The organism is Donghicola tyrosinivorans, from assembly GCF_003003355.1.
Lineage (GTDB): Bacteria > Pseudomonadota > Alphaproteobacteria > Rhodobacterales > Rhodobacteraceae > Donghicola > Donghicola tyrosinivorans.
In genome coordinates this window covers 87,610-101,208 of the sequence record NZ_PVTQ01000015.1, presented here as the reverse complement: position 1 = coordinate 101,208, position 13,599 = coordinate 87,610, and the positions used below count along the sequence as shown (strand labels likewise).

Sequence of the window (13,599 nt, the reverse complement as noted above, 5' to 3'; positions counted from 1 at the left end):
ACGGGTCTCGATGTTCGAGAAGCGGACAGGAACACGCCGCCGTAGATGGTACACGCCACCGCGTTTGACGACCGACATCGAGCGCCCTCCACTGCCTCTTCGTGAACCAGATTGTGAACCAAAATGCGAACCAGAACAATGCAGGGGTACCGCAAGCGCAGGCCGCGCACCTATCAAGTCATTGACTTTATGGTGAAATAAAATTTCCGCCGGAAATTTAATGGCGGAGACGAAGGGATTCGAACCCTCGATACCGTTCCCGGTATACTCCCTTAGCAGGGGAGCGCCTTCGACCACTCGGCCACGTCTCCGCCGACGGGTCTACATATCTCGGGCGGAAGGCACAAGAGCAGAATGTCTGTTTCTGGACAGAAATTTACGCTCGGCCTACCACCCTTTGATCACTTAGCTGAACAGCAGATCATCCAGGGTGATATCCTGCCCTGTCCCGATAAATCGCAATTCCAAATCGCCGATAAAGATATGCGTCGTCGAGAGATATTGCTGCTCGCCTCCACCATCAATCCCACTATCGATCGGATCTGCTGAGGAATACGCGAGGATTGCAGTATCCAGAAGATCCGCCATGCCTTCAAGAATGATCCGGTCAGTTGTCCGTACGAAATCGGTCATGGTCACGACTTCATCTGTCTCGCGGAAGATAAACAGGTCCGCGCCGTTGCCGCCGCTAAGGGTGTCGCCGCCAGCGCCAGCACGCAGGGTGTCATCGCCTGCCCCGCCGAAGATCAGATCATTACCGTCGCCGCCGCTGATCCGGTCATCGCCGCCACGGCCGCGCAATGTGTCGTTGCCTGCGCCGCCAAACATCACGTTGGCCCCTTTGCCGCCCAGCAGCAGATCATCACCGTCCTGCCCGAACATCGTGTCATCCGAGAAGTCAGAGATCAGCGTGTCATTGCCGTTGCCTCCGTACATCTTGGTACGCTCGGACGTATAGCCGGTCCAAGAGCCGACCAGATAGTCGTCTCCTTCCCCGCCGTTCATGATCGCAAGGCCAGAGCCGTTCGCATAAAGCCAGTCGTTGCCATCGCCACCGTTCAAATGGACGGTCGAGCCACTGTCATAGCTGCCCGACAGAGTGTCATTCCCTGCACCGCCGTACAGCCAATCCTCGCCAGATCCAGCATCCAGATAATCGTGCCCCTTGCCGCCATAGAGGCTGTCCGCGCCAGCACCGCCATAAAGGAAGTCTGCGCCAAAGCTGCCTGACAGTCGGTCATCTCCGTCACCGCCATAAAGGCTGTCCGCGCCGGCGCCGCCATTGAGCACGTCATTCCCCGCGCCCGCACTGAGGAAATCGTTGCCGCCGTAACTGCTGAACACATCCGCCCCGTCCGAGCCGGTCATCTGGTCTTCGCCTTGCATCAGAAGACGCGTCATGGCCGCCGAGCCGTTCTCGGTATAAAGCGCCATCAGATCGGTCGGTGACAGTTCCAAATCTTCCAGAACGGCGATCCAGTGCTCTCCGGTGGCGCTGTCGTAGAAGGTCACGCCCACCACATTGGCATCGAACCAATAGGTATCGGTGCCAACCGCATCCAGATTGTGGCCCAGCAAGGACAGTTGCTGTGTGCCGTCCGTGTAGGTGATCCGATCTGAATAACTCAGGTCCATCGTATACGACCCATAGGGCGGCCAAATTGCGATATCGCTAGAAACCGTCGTCTGGGACGCGCTGTCATCGACTGCGTAGTAGATATAGTCCGTCGCGTAGGGCAGCGTGATCCCGTAGATGGTATTGTTCTCATCCAGAACCGTCTGAGAGGACCAATCCAGAAAGGCCCACAAAGTATCAAGCACCGGCGTACCGCCACCGGTGAAGTCCCACTTGATCGTCATAATACAACCTCAAAGAAGAATATCAAAATTGAACTGATTTTCTCAGAGGCCGCAGATTCCACCAAGGGGAAAGACGTGAAAACCCCTTATTTTACTGGACTTCATCATCATATCCACGTGATGTGAGCGACTGACAATTAAGGCCAACTCACACCAAGCGGCGAATTGAAAGATGGGCTAACCGGCGCGTCTGGCGGCATCGCGAAACGTGTAATCGTCCGCCAGCATTTCATCGAATCCGACGCTTTGACCTGCAAAAGAAAACCGCGCCCTAGAAAACCGAAGCGCGCTAGAATTCCCCAGCCGGATTTGCCACAGTCGCAGATCATAGCTCTGTCGCCTTTTCTCTGCCCACCCAGTATTGAATGGAGCAAACCTTCGCCACAGGCGAAACCATGAACCACCATCAAACGTCGGCAATGCGGGACAAAGCCGCCTGAAGCGTTGCGATCAAGAACGGCGCATCGTAGCGGTTGCGACCCCCATTGCCACAAGCGCACCGCCTCCCAGCCTAGTCAAAAATGGCAGCACGGACGGACGAACGATCTTCTGGCGCAACTTGTCAGCGAGCAGGGCATAGGCAAGTGCATTGATCGCTGCGAAGCCGACGAAGGTAGCAATAAGCAACCCAAACTGCGGTCCCAAATCTGTGTTCGGATTGATGAACTGCGGGACGAAAGCGATGAAGAAAACAATGGATTTGGGGTTGAGCGCCGTGACCGCAGCAGAATGAGCAAAGACCTTGCGAGGGGACGTTACGGGCGCATCGTCCAGCATCCCCAGGGAAGCATCTGGCGCGCTCCGAAACAACTTGATCCCGAGATACACGAGATAGATCGCCCCGACCCATTTCAAAAGAATAAACAGCTTGGAAGACGCTAGAACCAATGCACCCAGTCCTGCCAAAGATGCGGACATGGCGACCAGATCGCCTAGCGCGACCCCCGCAACCGTCGCCAGTGCAACCCGGCGGCCCTGGCTAATGGCATAACTCAAAATCAAAAGCACGGTCGGCCCCGGTATCAACAGCAGAGCAATTGAAGCGGACGCGAACGCGAGCCAGACGTGAAATTCCATAACTATACTCCCAACAAATTCCTGTCCGTCGAGCCAGCTATAGATATCAGATCAAGTAAAGTGCTTTTTCAGGAAGGCGCATTTGGGCTCACAGCGGCCATGCGGCGGCGCAGAATCTTGGCAAGAGAAACGCCGCCCAACTGGACGGCGTTTTATGATTCTAACAAACTCAACAGCTTAAGCAGCGGTGGCAGACCATGCCCCCTCAAGTGGCAGCTGAAATGCCCCGAATAGCGAAATTACGGGGACAATTTCAGCGCGCTGCTTGATAGCGATCTCAGCGAAGATCAGGCGTTGAAGAGGAAGTGCAGAACGTCGCCGTCCTTGACCTCATAGGTCTTGCCTTCCACACGCATCTTACCCGCTTCCTTCGCGCCTGCTTCGCCGTTGCCAGCGATATAATCGTTGTAGGCGATGGTCTCGGCACGGATGAAGCCGCGTTCGAAGTCACCATGAATGACGCCTGCCGCCTGAGGGGCCAGACAGCCCTTGCGGATGGTCCATGCGCGGGCCTCTTTCGGACCGACGGTGAAGTAGGTTTGCAGTCCGAGCAGATTATAGCCCGCGCGGATCAGACGATCCAGACCCGGCTCTTCCAGCCCCATCTCACCCAAGAACATCTCGGCTTCTTCGGCGTCCAGCTGGCTGATCTCTTCTTCGATCGCCGCGCTGATGATGACGGTGCTTGCGCCCTGCTCGGCGGCCATAGCTTCGACCTTGGCGCTGAAGGCGTTGCCGGTGCCTGCCGAGGCCTCATCCACGTTGCAAACGTAGAGAATGGGCTTGGAGGTCAGCAGTTGCAGCATCTTCCACGCCTTCTGGTCGTCTTCGTCAACGTCCACAGTGCGGGCAGGCTTGCCGCTTTCCAGCACTTCCAGAGCCATCTTCAGCAGACGCTCTTGCGCGATGGCATCCTTGTCACCGCCACGGATCTTGCGGGTCAGGTTCGCCATACGCTTTTCGATGCTTTCCATGTCGGCCAGCATCAACTCGGTCTCGATGGTTTCAGCGTCCGCGATGGGATCAACGCGACCATCCACGTGGGTGATGTCGTCATCCTCAAAGCAGCGCAAAACCTGCGCGATGGCGTCGGTCTCGCGGATGTTGGCAAGGAACTGGTTGCCCAGACCTTCGCCCTTGGACGCGCCCTTCACCAGACCGGCGATGTCCACAAAGGTCATGCGGGTCGGAATGATTTCTTTCGAGCCGGCAATCGAGGCCAGCTTGTCCAGACGTGCATCGGGAACACCCACTTCGCCCACGTTGGGCTCGATGGTGCAGAACGGAAAGTTCGCCGCCTGCGCCGCTGCGGTCTTGGTCAGTGCGTTGAACAGAGTAGATTTGCCCACGTTCGGCAGACCCACGATCCCCATTTTAAAGCCCATATGCGGCGCTCCTTGTGCTTGATCGGGGGCATCTAGGGTGTCTTGGGGGCACGGGTCAAGAGCGGGCATACGGGAAAGCCCCCGCCCGCCCTTGGAACTGCGGATTTAACGCTGGTTCGGAGGGATATCCGCAAGCTGCCCGCAAAAGCTTTCCACCTCTTCCCGCGACCAGCGGGACAGAACCTTTTCTGTGCTGGCAGGCTGGTGCCCCAACCCCAGCGTCAGACCCGGCCGGTGGGCACCTTTGGGACGGATCGGACGGGGTGCAAAGCCACCTCCGCAAGTCGCACAGACGTTATGCAGCACCTCATCCACGCATTTCGCACAATAGGTACATTCATAGCTGCAAATGCGCGCCTCGCTTGACTCAGGCGGCAGATCGCAGCCGCACCATTCACAGTTGGGCCGTAGTTCCAGCATCTCAAATCCAGTCGTTTCAAATAGAAGCACCTTAGGATCGAAGTCTTGCCCGCCCCCACGTCAATCGCAAACGCGCCCGAAAGCGTCGCAATCCCGCAGGAACGTGCCTCATGGTTAAAAACTGGCGCGTCCAAGCCCCTCCGACACCTTGACCCCCGCCCCCATCTGCGTAACACCTTCCCAGTCAACACAGGGACGGAAGTACGCATATGACTCGGATCGACGCAAAGTTCGCTGCACTCAAAGAGCAGAACAAGAAAGGCTTCGTGGCCTACATCATGGGCGGCGATCCCGATTATGACAAATCCCTTGAGGTGATGAAGGCCCTGCCCGCCGCGGGCGTGGACGTGATCGAACTGGGCGTGCCCTTTACCGATCCCATGGCCGACGGCCCGACCATCCAGCTGGCCGGTCAGCGCGCCTTGGCTGGCGGCATGACACTGGAAAAGACCCTGCAAATGGCGCGCGAGTTCCGGAAGGACGACAGCACCACCCCGATCGTGCTGATGGGCTACTACAACCCCATCTATAACCGCGGCGTGGACAAGTTCCTTGATGACGCGGTCGAGGCTGGCATTGACGGTCTGATCATCGTCGACCTGCCTCCCGAAGAAGACGAAGAGCTATGCATCCCCGCGCAGGCCAAAGGCATCAACTTCATCCGCCTTGCGACCCCGACCACCGATGACAAGCGTCTGCCCAAGGTGCTGCAGAACACCAGCGGCTTTGTGTATTATGTCTCGATCACCGGCATCACCGGCGCGGCCGAGGCGAACGCCGCCACCGTCGCCCCCGAGGTCGCCCGCATCAAATCGCAAACCGACCTGCCGATCATCGTAGGTTTCGGCGTCAAATCGCCCGAGACCGCGAAATCCATCGCAGGCATCGCGGACGGCACTGTTGTGGGTTCTGCCATCGTGAACCAGATCGCCGAGGGTAAGTCGGTCGAAGATATCGCTGCCTTTGTCAAAAGCCTCGCCGACGGCGCCCACGCGGCCTAAGCGCCCGAACAATATCAAAGACACGCAAAGAGGCCCACGGGGCCTCTTTTTCGTTTCCGGCCAAAGTGCGCCCTGAAACACTTGCTCACGCCAATATAATTAGGCGTGTCCGCTGCCCCCTCGTACGATCAGACCAATTGGTTTGAGCATTCAAGAGGCCGACATGACCCAAGACACCTACATCCTGCGCGCAGATGAGATTGCCAGCATGGAGGGGCTGCACAAAACCCACTTTTTGAACCCCAACGCCCAACGGGTGAACAAAAGCCTTGGCGATCTCACCGGCCTGACCGGCCTTGGCTTCCACATCATCGAGGTCGAACCGGGCTTTGATACCACCGAATTCCATGTCCACTACTTTGAAGACGAATGCGTATACGTCTTAGCGGGCAATGCGGCCGCCTATATCGGGGATCAGACCCATCCCATCGGACCCGGCGATTTCATCGGCTACCGCGCCGGTGGCCTGCCCCACGGCATCACCAACACGGGCAATGAAACTCTGCGCTGCATCGTGGTCGGGCAGCGGCTGCCCCATGACGTGGGCGATTACCCGAACCAGCAAAAGCGCATCTTCCGCAATCAGGGTCTGCCTTGGAATGTGGTCGATCACGACGGCATCACAGAACCTTACGCAGGGTCCAAGAAATAGCCTTGCCCCAAATCGCCCCGATTGGTAAAACTTCCATACCAATTGGAGCGATTTGTAATGCCTGTCATCACTTGCATCGAGGATTTGAAGAGAATCCACGAACGCCGCGCCCCGCGGATGTTCTTTGATTACTGCGAAAGCGGCAGCTGGACCGAACAGACCTTCCGCGAAAACGTCACTGATTTCGACAAGATCCGCCTGCGCCAGCGCGTGGCCGTAGACATGACGGGCCGCAGCCAGAAAACCCAGATTATCGGACAAGAAGCCACCATGCCGCTGGCCCTGTCCCCTGTCGGCATGACTGGTATGCAGCACGCGGATGGCGAAATTCTGGCCGCCCGCGCTGCAGGCAAATTCGGCGTCCCCTACACCCTCTCCACCATGTCGATCTGCTCGATCGAGGATGTGGCAGAGAACACCGACAAGCCTTTCTGGTTCCAGCTCTACACCATGAAGGACATGGACTACACCAAACGCCTGATCGAGCGTGCCAAAGCCGCCAAATGCTCGGCGCTGGTGATCACGCTTGACCTGCAAATCCTTGGCCAGCGCCACAAAGACCTGAAGAACGGCCTCTCGGCCCCGCCGAAGCTGACCCCCAAATCCATCGCCAACCTTGCCACCAAATGGGCTTGGGGCCTTGAGATGCTGCAAACCAAGCGCCGCGTCTTCGGCAACATCGTCGGCCACGCATCTGGCGTCACCGACACCTCGTCGCTGTCCGCTTGGACCGCCGAGCAGTTCGACCCCGCCCTCGACTGGGGCAAAGTCGCCAAGCTGATGGAGATGTGGGGCGGCAAGGTCATCCTCAAAGGCATTCTGGACGTCGAAGACGCCAAGCGCGCCGCCGAACTGGAACCCGACGCCATCATTGTCTCGAACCACGGCGGACGACAACTGGACGGTGCCCTCAGTTCGATCCGCATGCTGCGCCCGATTGTGGATGCAGTCGGCCACAAAACCGACGTGCATATTGATAGCGGCATCCGCTCTGGCCAAGACGTACTCAAAGCCCTCGCCATGGGCGCGAAAGCGGCCCACATCGGCCGCGCCTACATCTATGGCCTCGGCGCCATGGGCGAAGCAGGCGTCACCAAAGCACTGGAAGTCATCCAGAAGGAACTGGACACCTCCATGGCCCTCTGCGGCCGCCAGACCATCGACCAAATCGATCCCTCGGTCACCCTCATCCCCGAGGACTTCGAAGGCCGCTGGCACACCACGTGAAAAGCAAAAGGGCGCCATATCGGCGCCCTTTCCCAAACCTCTACTTGAAGGTATTAATCGATCGCTCTGAACCGCTTGGGATCAAGCTTTTGAACCGCTTCGACGCAGCGCTCCCGAGTTTCCTTAGTTAAGGGCAATGGTGCGTTCGCAAGCGTTTTGAGTAGACGGTAGCCGACGCTGGCAAAGACAGCCCGAGCGGGCTTTCTGTGCACACGAACCAATTCCTCCTGCAGCGCCCTAACCTTTTTCGCGTTCACCTCAGCGCTCAGTGCAGTCGCTTTGAACTCGGCTTGGCGCATATCCAAGTCCGAAGTGTAATTCTCGGTCAGGTTGCCCTGTGTTTGTGACGCCGCCGAGAACCATCTCGCGAAAACCTGCACCTCTCTGGGCAGCTGCCCCAACTTATCCAGCTTTGACCAGCCATCGTCTGCCAACATGAAAGCACGATTATTGACTTCTTCGGGGCCGACATCTGCACCATGCGCAACAAAACGCCATGCATTCTCAGTCGCTAACCTTTCACCAGCCTGCTCAAACACGGCAATGAGTGCGCTCGCCCCACCTTCTGTCTTAGAGAGTTCTTTCATTGTGGCAATTGGCGCGGGTAGATCGCCACCCCAGAACAAAACGCCTAGCCCATGCTGATATGTGAAGTTCAAACCTTGATGATTGGCTACAAGCTCAGCCCAGTACTTCCAAACACCAAAGCCCCTCTCATAGACCTCGGTATCGTGGAAAAGAACAACAGCCCTATTGGACAGCTTGGGGATCCAAGTCTCAAAATCTTCTTTCACATCGTCATAAAAATGGCGGCCATCAACGTGGAGCAGGTCCACGCTGCCGTCGGGGATATCACTCAACGCCTCAGCGAACGTCTTGCGCAACAAGATGCTGAAGTCGGCATAATTTTCGTTCTGAGCTGTTACGGTCTGAAAAACCTCTTCCCCGTAGTTTCCCGCATGCTCATCACCTTGCCAAGTATCGACAGCGTAGCATTTGGCACCTAGCTGGTCCTGCCTCACGGCCTCACAAAAACTGAAATAGGAATAGCCATAGTGTGAACCAAGCTCGACAATCGAAGACGGTTTGAGAGCTGCGACAAGCCACATAGCAAAAGGACCATGCCTCAGCCATGCTGTCTCTGGCGGAATGAAACTTGGCCGTTGAAGCTGGTACCCTAGAAACTCACTCATTTGCGCCTCCCCCGCTAGGTGGGTTGCTCTGAATAGAAGTGGCTATGGAGCAAAGAATCCAGAGCGAAGTGGACAATGGCGGAAACAATCGAGTTTTCATGGATTTTGGGGGACCTAGCACTGTTCCCGAACCCTTGACAATCGCCCTCCCCAGCGGCGAACACTGGGAAAAACAAGGTTTTTCCATGCTCGTCTTTTGCAAGTACAATCTGATTTTCTTTGCGGTGCCCAAGACCGGCACCACCTCGTATCATGCCGCCCTCAAAGGCAAAGCCGACATTATCTTCCGCGGCCGCCCCGCCGTGAAGCATATGAACGTGCGCAAATACCAGCGCAGCTTTGCCCCCTTTCTGGACAAAGCCTTTGATTTGCGCCCCGAAACAATGGCCGTGATGCGTGAACCCTTGGACCTGATGCGCAGCTGGTACAAATACCGCTCGCGCCTGCCCAAGGGCGACAAGAACGGCACCAAGGGCATCAGCTTTGAGCAGTTCATCAGGGCCGCCCTGCAAGAGAACTCGCCCCCCTATGCCGCTGTTGGCAACCAGATGACCTTCCTGCAGAACGATGCAGGGACGAACGGGGTCAATCACCTCTTTGCCATCGAGCAAGCAGACGTGCTGAACGAATTCCTAGGAAACGTCTTCAACGATCTGGGGAAAATCCCGCGCAAGAACGTCTCGCCCTCGGTGCCCACCCCGATCTCGACCGATCTGGAGGCCGAGTTCAGAGAGGCGCGGGCCGACGAATATGCCCTCTACAATCAGGTGATCAAGTCGGGCGGTTACCTGAACACCCCCGGCTAACGATTCGCCGCCACTCCTGCAAAACGCGAAAACCCTGCCAAATCCCCTTGGAAACCGGCAATTCACCGCGTTTTTCTCGGCCTAGCAGTCTTTGCATCCGCGCGCTTTTGCAGTATGACGCGCGCCAGAGGTTCCCGTGTCCCATGACGCGGGACCTTCTGTTTATATGAGGTCGCCTTCGCGCGACCGATCACCGGGCATACACCCTTGGAGGATGCCCAAGCTTTGGAGAATTAACATGGCACGTGAAATCCCTGATTTCAAAGTCCAAGCACGTACGGGGACAGGCAAGGGGGCCGCTCGTCAAGCTCGTCGCGACAATCTGGTTCCGGGTATCGTTTACGGTGGTGGCGCAGAGCCCCAGCCGATCAACATCCCTTACAACCAGCTGTTCAAAGCCCTGAAGGCTGGCCGCTTCCTTTCGACCCTGTTCAACCTGCAGGTCGAAGGTCAGGAAGACGTTCGCGTTATCTGCCGCAGCGTTCAGCGTGACGTGGTCAAAGACCTTCCGACACACGTTGACTTCATGCGTCTGCGTCGCACCTCGCGCGTGAACCTGTTCATCCACGTCGAGTTCCAGAACGAAGAAACCTGCCCCGGCCTGAAAAAAGGCGGCGTGCTGACCGTTGTTCGTCCCGACGTTGAACTGATGGTTACCGCAGGCGACATCCCCGAGAAGCTGGTTGTGAACCTGGAAGGCCGTCAGATTGGCGACGTCATCCACATCTCGGACATCGAACTGCCCGAAGGCACCCGTCCGGTTATCACCGGCCGTGACTTCGTTATCGCGAACATCTCGGCACCCGCCGGTCTGCTGTCCGCTGAAGACGAAGCAGAAGAAGAAGCAGAGGCATAAGCCTTTCGCGCTTCGCGCATGTGATTATAGAAACGGGGCCGGTTTCGGCCCCGTTTTTTCATGTCCGATCCCCCACCCGATAGCGCAGGGGGGTAGCGGCCACCGGCCAAGACGGGCATATACCCCCACAAGTTCACTCACCCAGCGCAAGAAGGGCTGCCTATGCTTCTCTTTGTCGGTCTTGGAAACCCCGGCCCCAAATATGCGGGCAACCGTCACAATATCGGCTTCATGGCGATTGACCAGATCGCCGCGGACCACGGCTTTCCGCCCTTCAAACCCCGCTTTCAAGCAGAGGTCAGCGAAGGCCGCTTTGGCAGTGATCGGGCCATCCTGCTCAAGCCGATGACCTTCATGAACCTGTCGGGCCAGTCCGTCGGCGAGGCGATGCGCTATTACAAGCTGACACCGGCGGATGTGATCGTGTTCCATGACGAACTGGATCTGGCCCCCGGCAAGCTGCGAGTGAAACAGGGCGGTGGTCATGCGGGCCACAATGGGCTGCGCTCGATCCATCAGCACATCGGTGCGGACTATGGCCGCGTGCGCCTTGGGGTGGGCCATCCGGGCCATAAGGACAAGGTCGCCTCATACGTCCTGAATGACTTTGCCAAAGCCGAGCAAGGCTGGCTGGACGACATGATGCGCGGCATTTCGGACGGAGCGCCTGCGCTAGCACGGGGCGATACCTCAAAGTTCCAGAACGCGGTTGCCCTGCGGGTGAACCCGCCGCGCAGCGGCACTGGCAACCAAGGGGGCGCGAAAGCCCCCAAAACCGCGCCAGAGGCCCCTAAGGCCGCGTCCAAGGCCCCTGCCCCGGTCAAGCCGGAACCCACCACTGAGGACACCCGCACCCCACTGCAAAAGCTGGCGGACAAATTCCGCTAAGGGCTCGCCCGGCTGGAAAGCTGCGCTATAGTCGTGTCTGCGACATGCAAGGAGACGACTATGGAAAAAGCCCCTTCGATCAATGTTCTGGACGGCCCGCTTGCCCCTTGCTCGACCGCGCCGATGACAGGGTTCTTCCGTGACGGGGCCTGCAACACCTGCGCCGAGGACACCGGCAGCCACACGGTCTGCGCAGTCATGACGGCCGAATTTCTGGCCTTCAGCAAGTACGTCGGAAATGATCTGAGCACGCCCCACCCCGCTTTCCGCTTTCCGGGCCTGAAGGAAGGGGACAAATGGTGCCTTTGTGCGGCGCGCTTCATGCAGGCTCATGACGAAGGCTGCGCTCCGATGGTAGACCTGACGGCCACCCACAAAAGCGCGCTCAGCATCGTACCGCTTGAGGTGCTGAAGCTTTATGATGTGAACGCCTAGGCGCTGGCCTTGATGCCTTCGGCCTCGGGCACCGCTGCGGCACCGTTCATCAGCTCTTCGATAAACAGGCCCAAAAATTGCGGGCGGCCCGATGTGCCGGACTTGCGGTAGATCGCGTTCAACTGCGCCTTCACGGTGCCTTCACTGGTACCGCGCATAGTGGCGATTTCGGGGATCGCCAGCCCCTTCATCATGAAGGTGGCCACATCCCGTTCGGCGGGCGTCAGGCCCCAGTCTTCAAAATGCTCTTCCAGCACCTCTTGAAAGGCACCACTGGCCAGACGGATCTGGCCCTTTAACTTATGGCTTTCCGCATTCGCCCGCCGCACAGCGCGGGCCGAGACAAATGCCCCCGTTACCAGCCCAAGGGCGGCCCCGATCTCGATACCTTCGTGCACCGACCATGGCACGACGAAGGGAAATCCCGGCATCGACGACAGCATATTGAACAGGAACAACCCTGCGCAAAACACCTGCACGGCCAGCAAGAGGATCAGAAAGAGGCGGCTGCGGCTCATTTCCGGGTCACCTCGGATCAATCATCGTCGTCATCGTCATCGCGGTCATCCCTGTCATCCCTGTCGTCACGATCATCGCGGTCGTCACTGTCATCGCGGTCATCGCTGTCGTCGCGGTCATCGCTGTCGTCACGGTCATCACTGTCGTCACGATCATCGCTGTCATCACGGTCACTGCCAGAGCCGCTGCTTCCCGACCTATCGTCACTACTCCGACCGGAACGATCACTGCTCCGTTCCCGTTCCGACTGCGACGACGGCCGCAACAAACGCGGCATGCGGTCATCGCTTTTACGCGGCTCAATATAGTCACGCAGCACCTCTCCGCTGCGCGGGTTGATCACAATCTCACGCTCGTACTCGTCACTCTCAGCCTCAATGTGGATCCGCCCCAACAAGGTTCGCCTCACATCAAACCCGTCAAACCCCTGCTCACGCAGCTGACGTAGGACCGAATCCACCATCTGATCGGCAGAGGCCCCCACGGGGACCCCTGCAAGGATCAGCACTATCAACCCATGCCGTATCAAAGACAGCATCACTTACTCCGATCTTGAAAAAGACAGCCAGCGATTGCCGCAAGCTTAGTCGTCATCATCCTCGTCGTCATCATCATCATGGTCGCTGCCATGATCATCATGGTCGTCGCGATCATTGCCGTGGTCGTCGTCGCGATCATCGTCGCGATCATCGTCGCGGTCGTCACGATCGTTACCATGGTCGTCATCGCTATCGTCACGGTCACTGCCATGATCATCATCGCGGTCATCGTGGTCACTGCCGTGATCATCGTCACCATCATCGCTGTCATCATAGCTATCATCATAGCTATCATCGCTACTCCGAGTACGGGTCCGGCTTTGCGTATTATCATCACCGATACGCGCCCGTTCCTGCGCCGCTTCACGGCTGGTCAGCTGCTCGGTCTCTTGGCGAAGCGTGGCGCCAGTGGTGGCGTCGTACAGCATCTCGACCTTGGTGGTGCCTTGGATCGCCTCAACCTTGATACCGGCCGCCGTGCGCTGGATTTCGACACGGTCATAGGCACTAAAAGCGTCCAATACCTGCTGGTCAGTCACCTGTGCATGGGTCGCCCCTGCCAGAATGGCCATAAGCGAGGTTCCAAGAATAATACGTTTCATCTGCGTCTCTCCTATCATGCGATGTCTTCCTGACACCAACATGCCCATCCCAACGAGCATGCCCTATTGGACAGCAGTTATGCAAAGGGGGCCACTGCGCAGCGGTTTATGCGCCTATACCTTGGGTTTATGCACGGGA

General features: G+C 57.8%; 15 protein-coding genes and 1 tRNA gene. 7 read left to right on the top strand and 9 right to left on the bottom strand.

What is annotated here, in order from left to right:
• Positions 1–221 precede the first annotated feature (221 nt).
• From CLV74_RS17920 to CLV74_RS17900, 5 genes are all read right to left on the bottom strand, one after another.
• Positions 222–311: transfer RNA gene (locus CLV74_RS17920), tRNA-Ser, on the bottom strand.
• 94 nt (positions 312–405) lie between these two features.
• Entirely contained in the window at positions 406–1,860 is a 1,455-nt protein-coding gene (locus CLV74_RS17915; protein ID WP_106267497.1) for a calcium-binding protein, read from the bottom strand.
• 450 nt (positions 1,861–2,310) lie between these two features.
• Positions 2,311–2,937 carry a LysE family translocator gene (locus CLV74_RS17910; RefSeq protein WP_106267495.1) on the bottom strand — a complete coding sequence of 209 codons (627 nt, stop codon included), beginning with the start codon at positions 2,935–2,937 and terminating at the stop codon, positions 2,311–2,313.
• 287 nt (positions 2,938–3,224) lie between these two features.
• Positions 3,225–4,322 (bottom strand): redox-regulated ATPase YchF, encoded by a 1,098-nt coding sequence (gene ychF, locus CLV74_RS17905; RefSeq protein WP_106267493.1) that lies wholly within the window; start codon positions 4,320–4,322, stop codon positions 3,225–3,227.
• Positions 4,323–4,427: 105 nt separating this feature from the next.
• Positions 4,428–4,742, bottom strand: a complete 315-nt coding sequence (locus tag CLV74_RS17900) for a DUF1272 domain-containing protein (RefSeq protein WP_106267532.1) — start codon at positions 4,740–4,742, stop codon at positions 4,428–4,430.
• A 209-nt stretch (positions 4,743–4,951) separates the two neighbouring features.
• On the opposite strand from CLV74_RS17900, the gene trpA reads away from it, so the two are divergent.
• The 3 genes from trpA to CLV74_RS17885 all read left to right on the top strand — a co-directional run bounded on the left by trpA (position 4,952) and on the right by CLV74_RS17885 (position 7,622).
• Positions 4,952–5,743, top strand: coding sequence for a tryptophan synthase subunit alpha (gene trpA / locus CLV74_RS17895; protein WP_106267491.1), 792 nt, complete (start codon positions 4,952–4,954; stop codon positions 5,741–5,743).
• A 163-nt stretch (positions 5,744–5,906) separates the two neighbouring features.
• Positions 5,907–6,395, top strand: coding sequence for a cupin domain-containing protein (locus CLV74_RS17890; RefSeq protein ID WP_106267489.1), 489 nt, complete (start codon positions 5,907–5,909; stop codon positions 6,393–6,395).
• Positions 6,396–6,452: 57 nt separating this feature from the next.
• Positions 6,453–7,622, top strand: coding sequence for an alpha-hydroxy acid oxidase (locus tag CLV74_RS17885; RefSeq protein WP_106267487.1), 1,170 nt, complete (start codon positions 6,453–6,455; stop codon positions 7,620–7,622).
• A 53-nt stretch (positions 7,623–7,675) separates the two neighbouring features.
• Here the strand turns inward: CLV74_RS17885 and CLV74_RS17880 are convergent, their stop codons facing one another.
• The gene (locus CLV74_RS17880) at positions 7,676–8,815 is read right to left on the bottom strand and encodes a class I SAM-dependent methyltransferase (protein ID WP_106267485.1); all 1,140 of its coding nucleotides are present in this window, start codon (positions 8,813–8,815) and stop codon (positions 7,676–7,678) included.
• Positions 8,816–9,000: 185 nt separating this feature from the next.
• On the opposite strand from CLV74_RS17880, the gene CLV74_RS17875 reads away from it, so the two are divergent.
• From CLV74_RS17875 to CLV74_RS17860, 4 genes are all read left to right on the top strand, one after another.
• Positions 9,001–9,621, top strand: a complete 621-nt coding sequence (locus CLV74_RS17875; RefSeq protein WP_106267483.1) for a hypothetical protein — start codon at positions 9,001–9,003, stop codon at positions 9,619–9,621.
• A 238-nt stretch (positions 9,622–9,859) separates the two neighbouring features.
• Complete coding sequence (locus tag CLV74_RS17870; protein WP_106267481.1) at positions 9,860–10,477, top strand: 50S ribosomal protein L25/general stress protein Ctc; 618 nt, start codon at positions 9,860–9,862, stop codon at positions 10,475–10,477.
• A 162-nt stretch (positions 10,478–10,639) separates the two neighbouring features.
• Positions 10,640–11,365, top strand: a complete 726-nt coding sequence (pth, locus tag CLV74_RS17865; protein ID WP_106267479.1) for an aminoacyl-tRNA hydrolase — start codon at positions 10,640–10,642, stop codon at positions 11,363–11,365.
• Between the two features lie 60 nt (positions 11,366–11,425).
• Complete coding sequence (locus CLV74_RS17860) at positions 11,426–11,800, top strand: DUF2237 family protein (RefSeq protein WP_106267477.1); 375 nt, start codon at positions 11,426–11,428, stop codon at positions 11,798–11,800.
• Here the strand turns inward: CLV74_RS17860 and CLV74_RS17855 are convergent.
• The 3 genes from CLV74_RS17855 to CLV74_RS17845 are packed head-to-tail and all read right to left on the bottom strand — an operon-like array spanning position 11,797 to position 13,460.
• Entirely contained in the window at positions 11,797–12,318 is a 522-nt protein-coding gene (locus tag CLV74_RS17855; protein ID WP_106267475.1) for a helix-turn-helix transcriptional regulator, read from the bottom strand. The genes CLV74_RS17860 and CLV74_RS17855 overlap by 4 nt on opposite strands.
• Positions 12,319–12,335: 17 nt before the next feature.
• Positions 12,336–12,857, bottom strand: coding sequence for a hypothetical protein (locus tag CLV74_RS17850; RefSeq protein WP_106267472.1), 522 nt, complete (start codon positions 12,855–12,857; stop codon positions 12,336–12,338).
• Positions 12,858–12,902: 45 nt separating this feature from the next.
• Positions 12,903–13,460 (bottom strand): PepSY domain-containing protein, encoded by a 558-nt coding sequence (locus CLV74_RS17845; protein WP_106267470.1) that lies wholly within the window; start codon positions 13,458–13,460, stop codon positions 12,903–12,905.
• Between the last annotated feature and the right edge of the window lie 139 nt (positions 13,461–13,599).

What these genes read in the sequence shown, in the direction of transcription:
- CLV74_RS17915 (WP_106267497.1), bottom strand. Translation starts at nt 1,860, where the DNA reads ATGACGATCAAGTGGGACTTCACCGGTGGCGGTACGCCGGTGCTTGAT.
- CLV74_RS17910 (WP_106267495.1), bottom strand. Translation starts at nt 2,937, where the DNA reads ATGGAATTTCACGTCTGGCTCGCGTTCGCGTCCGCTTCAATTGCTCTG.
- CLV74_RS17890 (WP_106267489.1), top strand. Translation starts at nt 5,907, where the DNA reads ATGACCCAAGACACCTACATCCTGCGCGCAGATGAGATTGCCAGCATG.
- CLV74_RS17870 (WP_106267481.1), top strand. Translation starts at nt 9,860, where the DNA reads ATGGCACGTGAAATCCCTGATTTCAAAGTCCAAGCACGTACGGGGACA.
- pth (WP_106267479.1), top strand. Translation starts at nt 10,640, where the DNA reads ATGCTTCTCTTTGTCGGTCTTGGAAACCCCGGCCCCAAATATGCGGGC.
- CLV74_RS17885 (WP_106267487.1), top strand. Translation starts at nt 6,453, where the DNA reads ATGCCTGTCATCACTTGCATCGAGGATTTGAAGAGAATCCACGAACGC.
- CLV74_RS17900 (WP_106267532.1), bottom strand. Translation starts at nt 4,742, where the DNA reads ATGCTGGAACTACGGCCCAACTGTGAATGGTGCGGCTGCGATCTGCCG.
- CLV74_RS17875 (WP_106267483.1), top strand. Translation starts at nt 9,001, where the DNA reads ATGCTCGTCTTTTGCAAGTACAATCTGATTTTCTTTGCGGTGCCCAAG.
- CLV74_RS17850 (WP_106267472.1), bottom strand. Translation starts at nt 12,857, where the DNA reads ATGCTGTCTTTGATACGGCATGGGTTGATAGTGCTGATCCTTGCAGGG.
- ychF (WP_106267493.1), bottom strand. Translation starts at nt 4,322, where the DNA reads ATGGGCTTTAAAATGGGGATCGTGGGTCTGCCGAACGTGGGCAAATCT.
- CLV74_RS17860 (WP_106267477.1), top strand. Translation starts at nt 11,426, where the DNA reads ATGGAAAAAGCCCCTTCGATCAATGTTCTGGACGGCCCGCTTGCCCCT.
- CLV74_RS17880 (WP_106267485.1), bottom strand. Translation starts at nt 8,815, where the DNA reads ATGAGTGAGTTTCTAGGGTACCAGCTTCAACGGCCAAGTTTCATTCCG.
- trpA (WP_106267491.1), top strand. Translation starts at nt 4,952, where the DNA reads ATGACTCGGATCGACGCAAAGTTCGCTGCACTCAAAGAGCAGAACAAG.
- CLV74_RS17855 (WP_106267475.1), bottom strand. Translation starts at nt 12,318, where the DNA reads ATGAGCCGCAGCCGCCTCTTTCTGATCCTCTTGCTGGCCGTGCAGGTG.
- CLV74_RS17845 (WP_106267470.1), bottom strand. Translation starts at nt 13,460, where the DNA reads ATGAAACGTATTATTCTTGGAACCTCGCTTATGGCCATTCTGGCAGGG.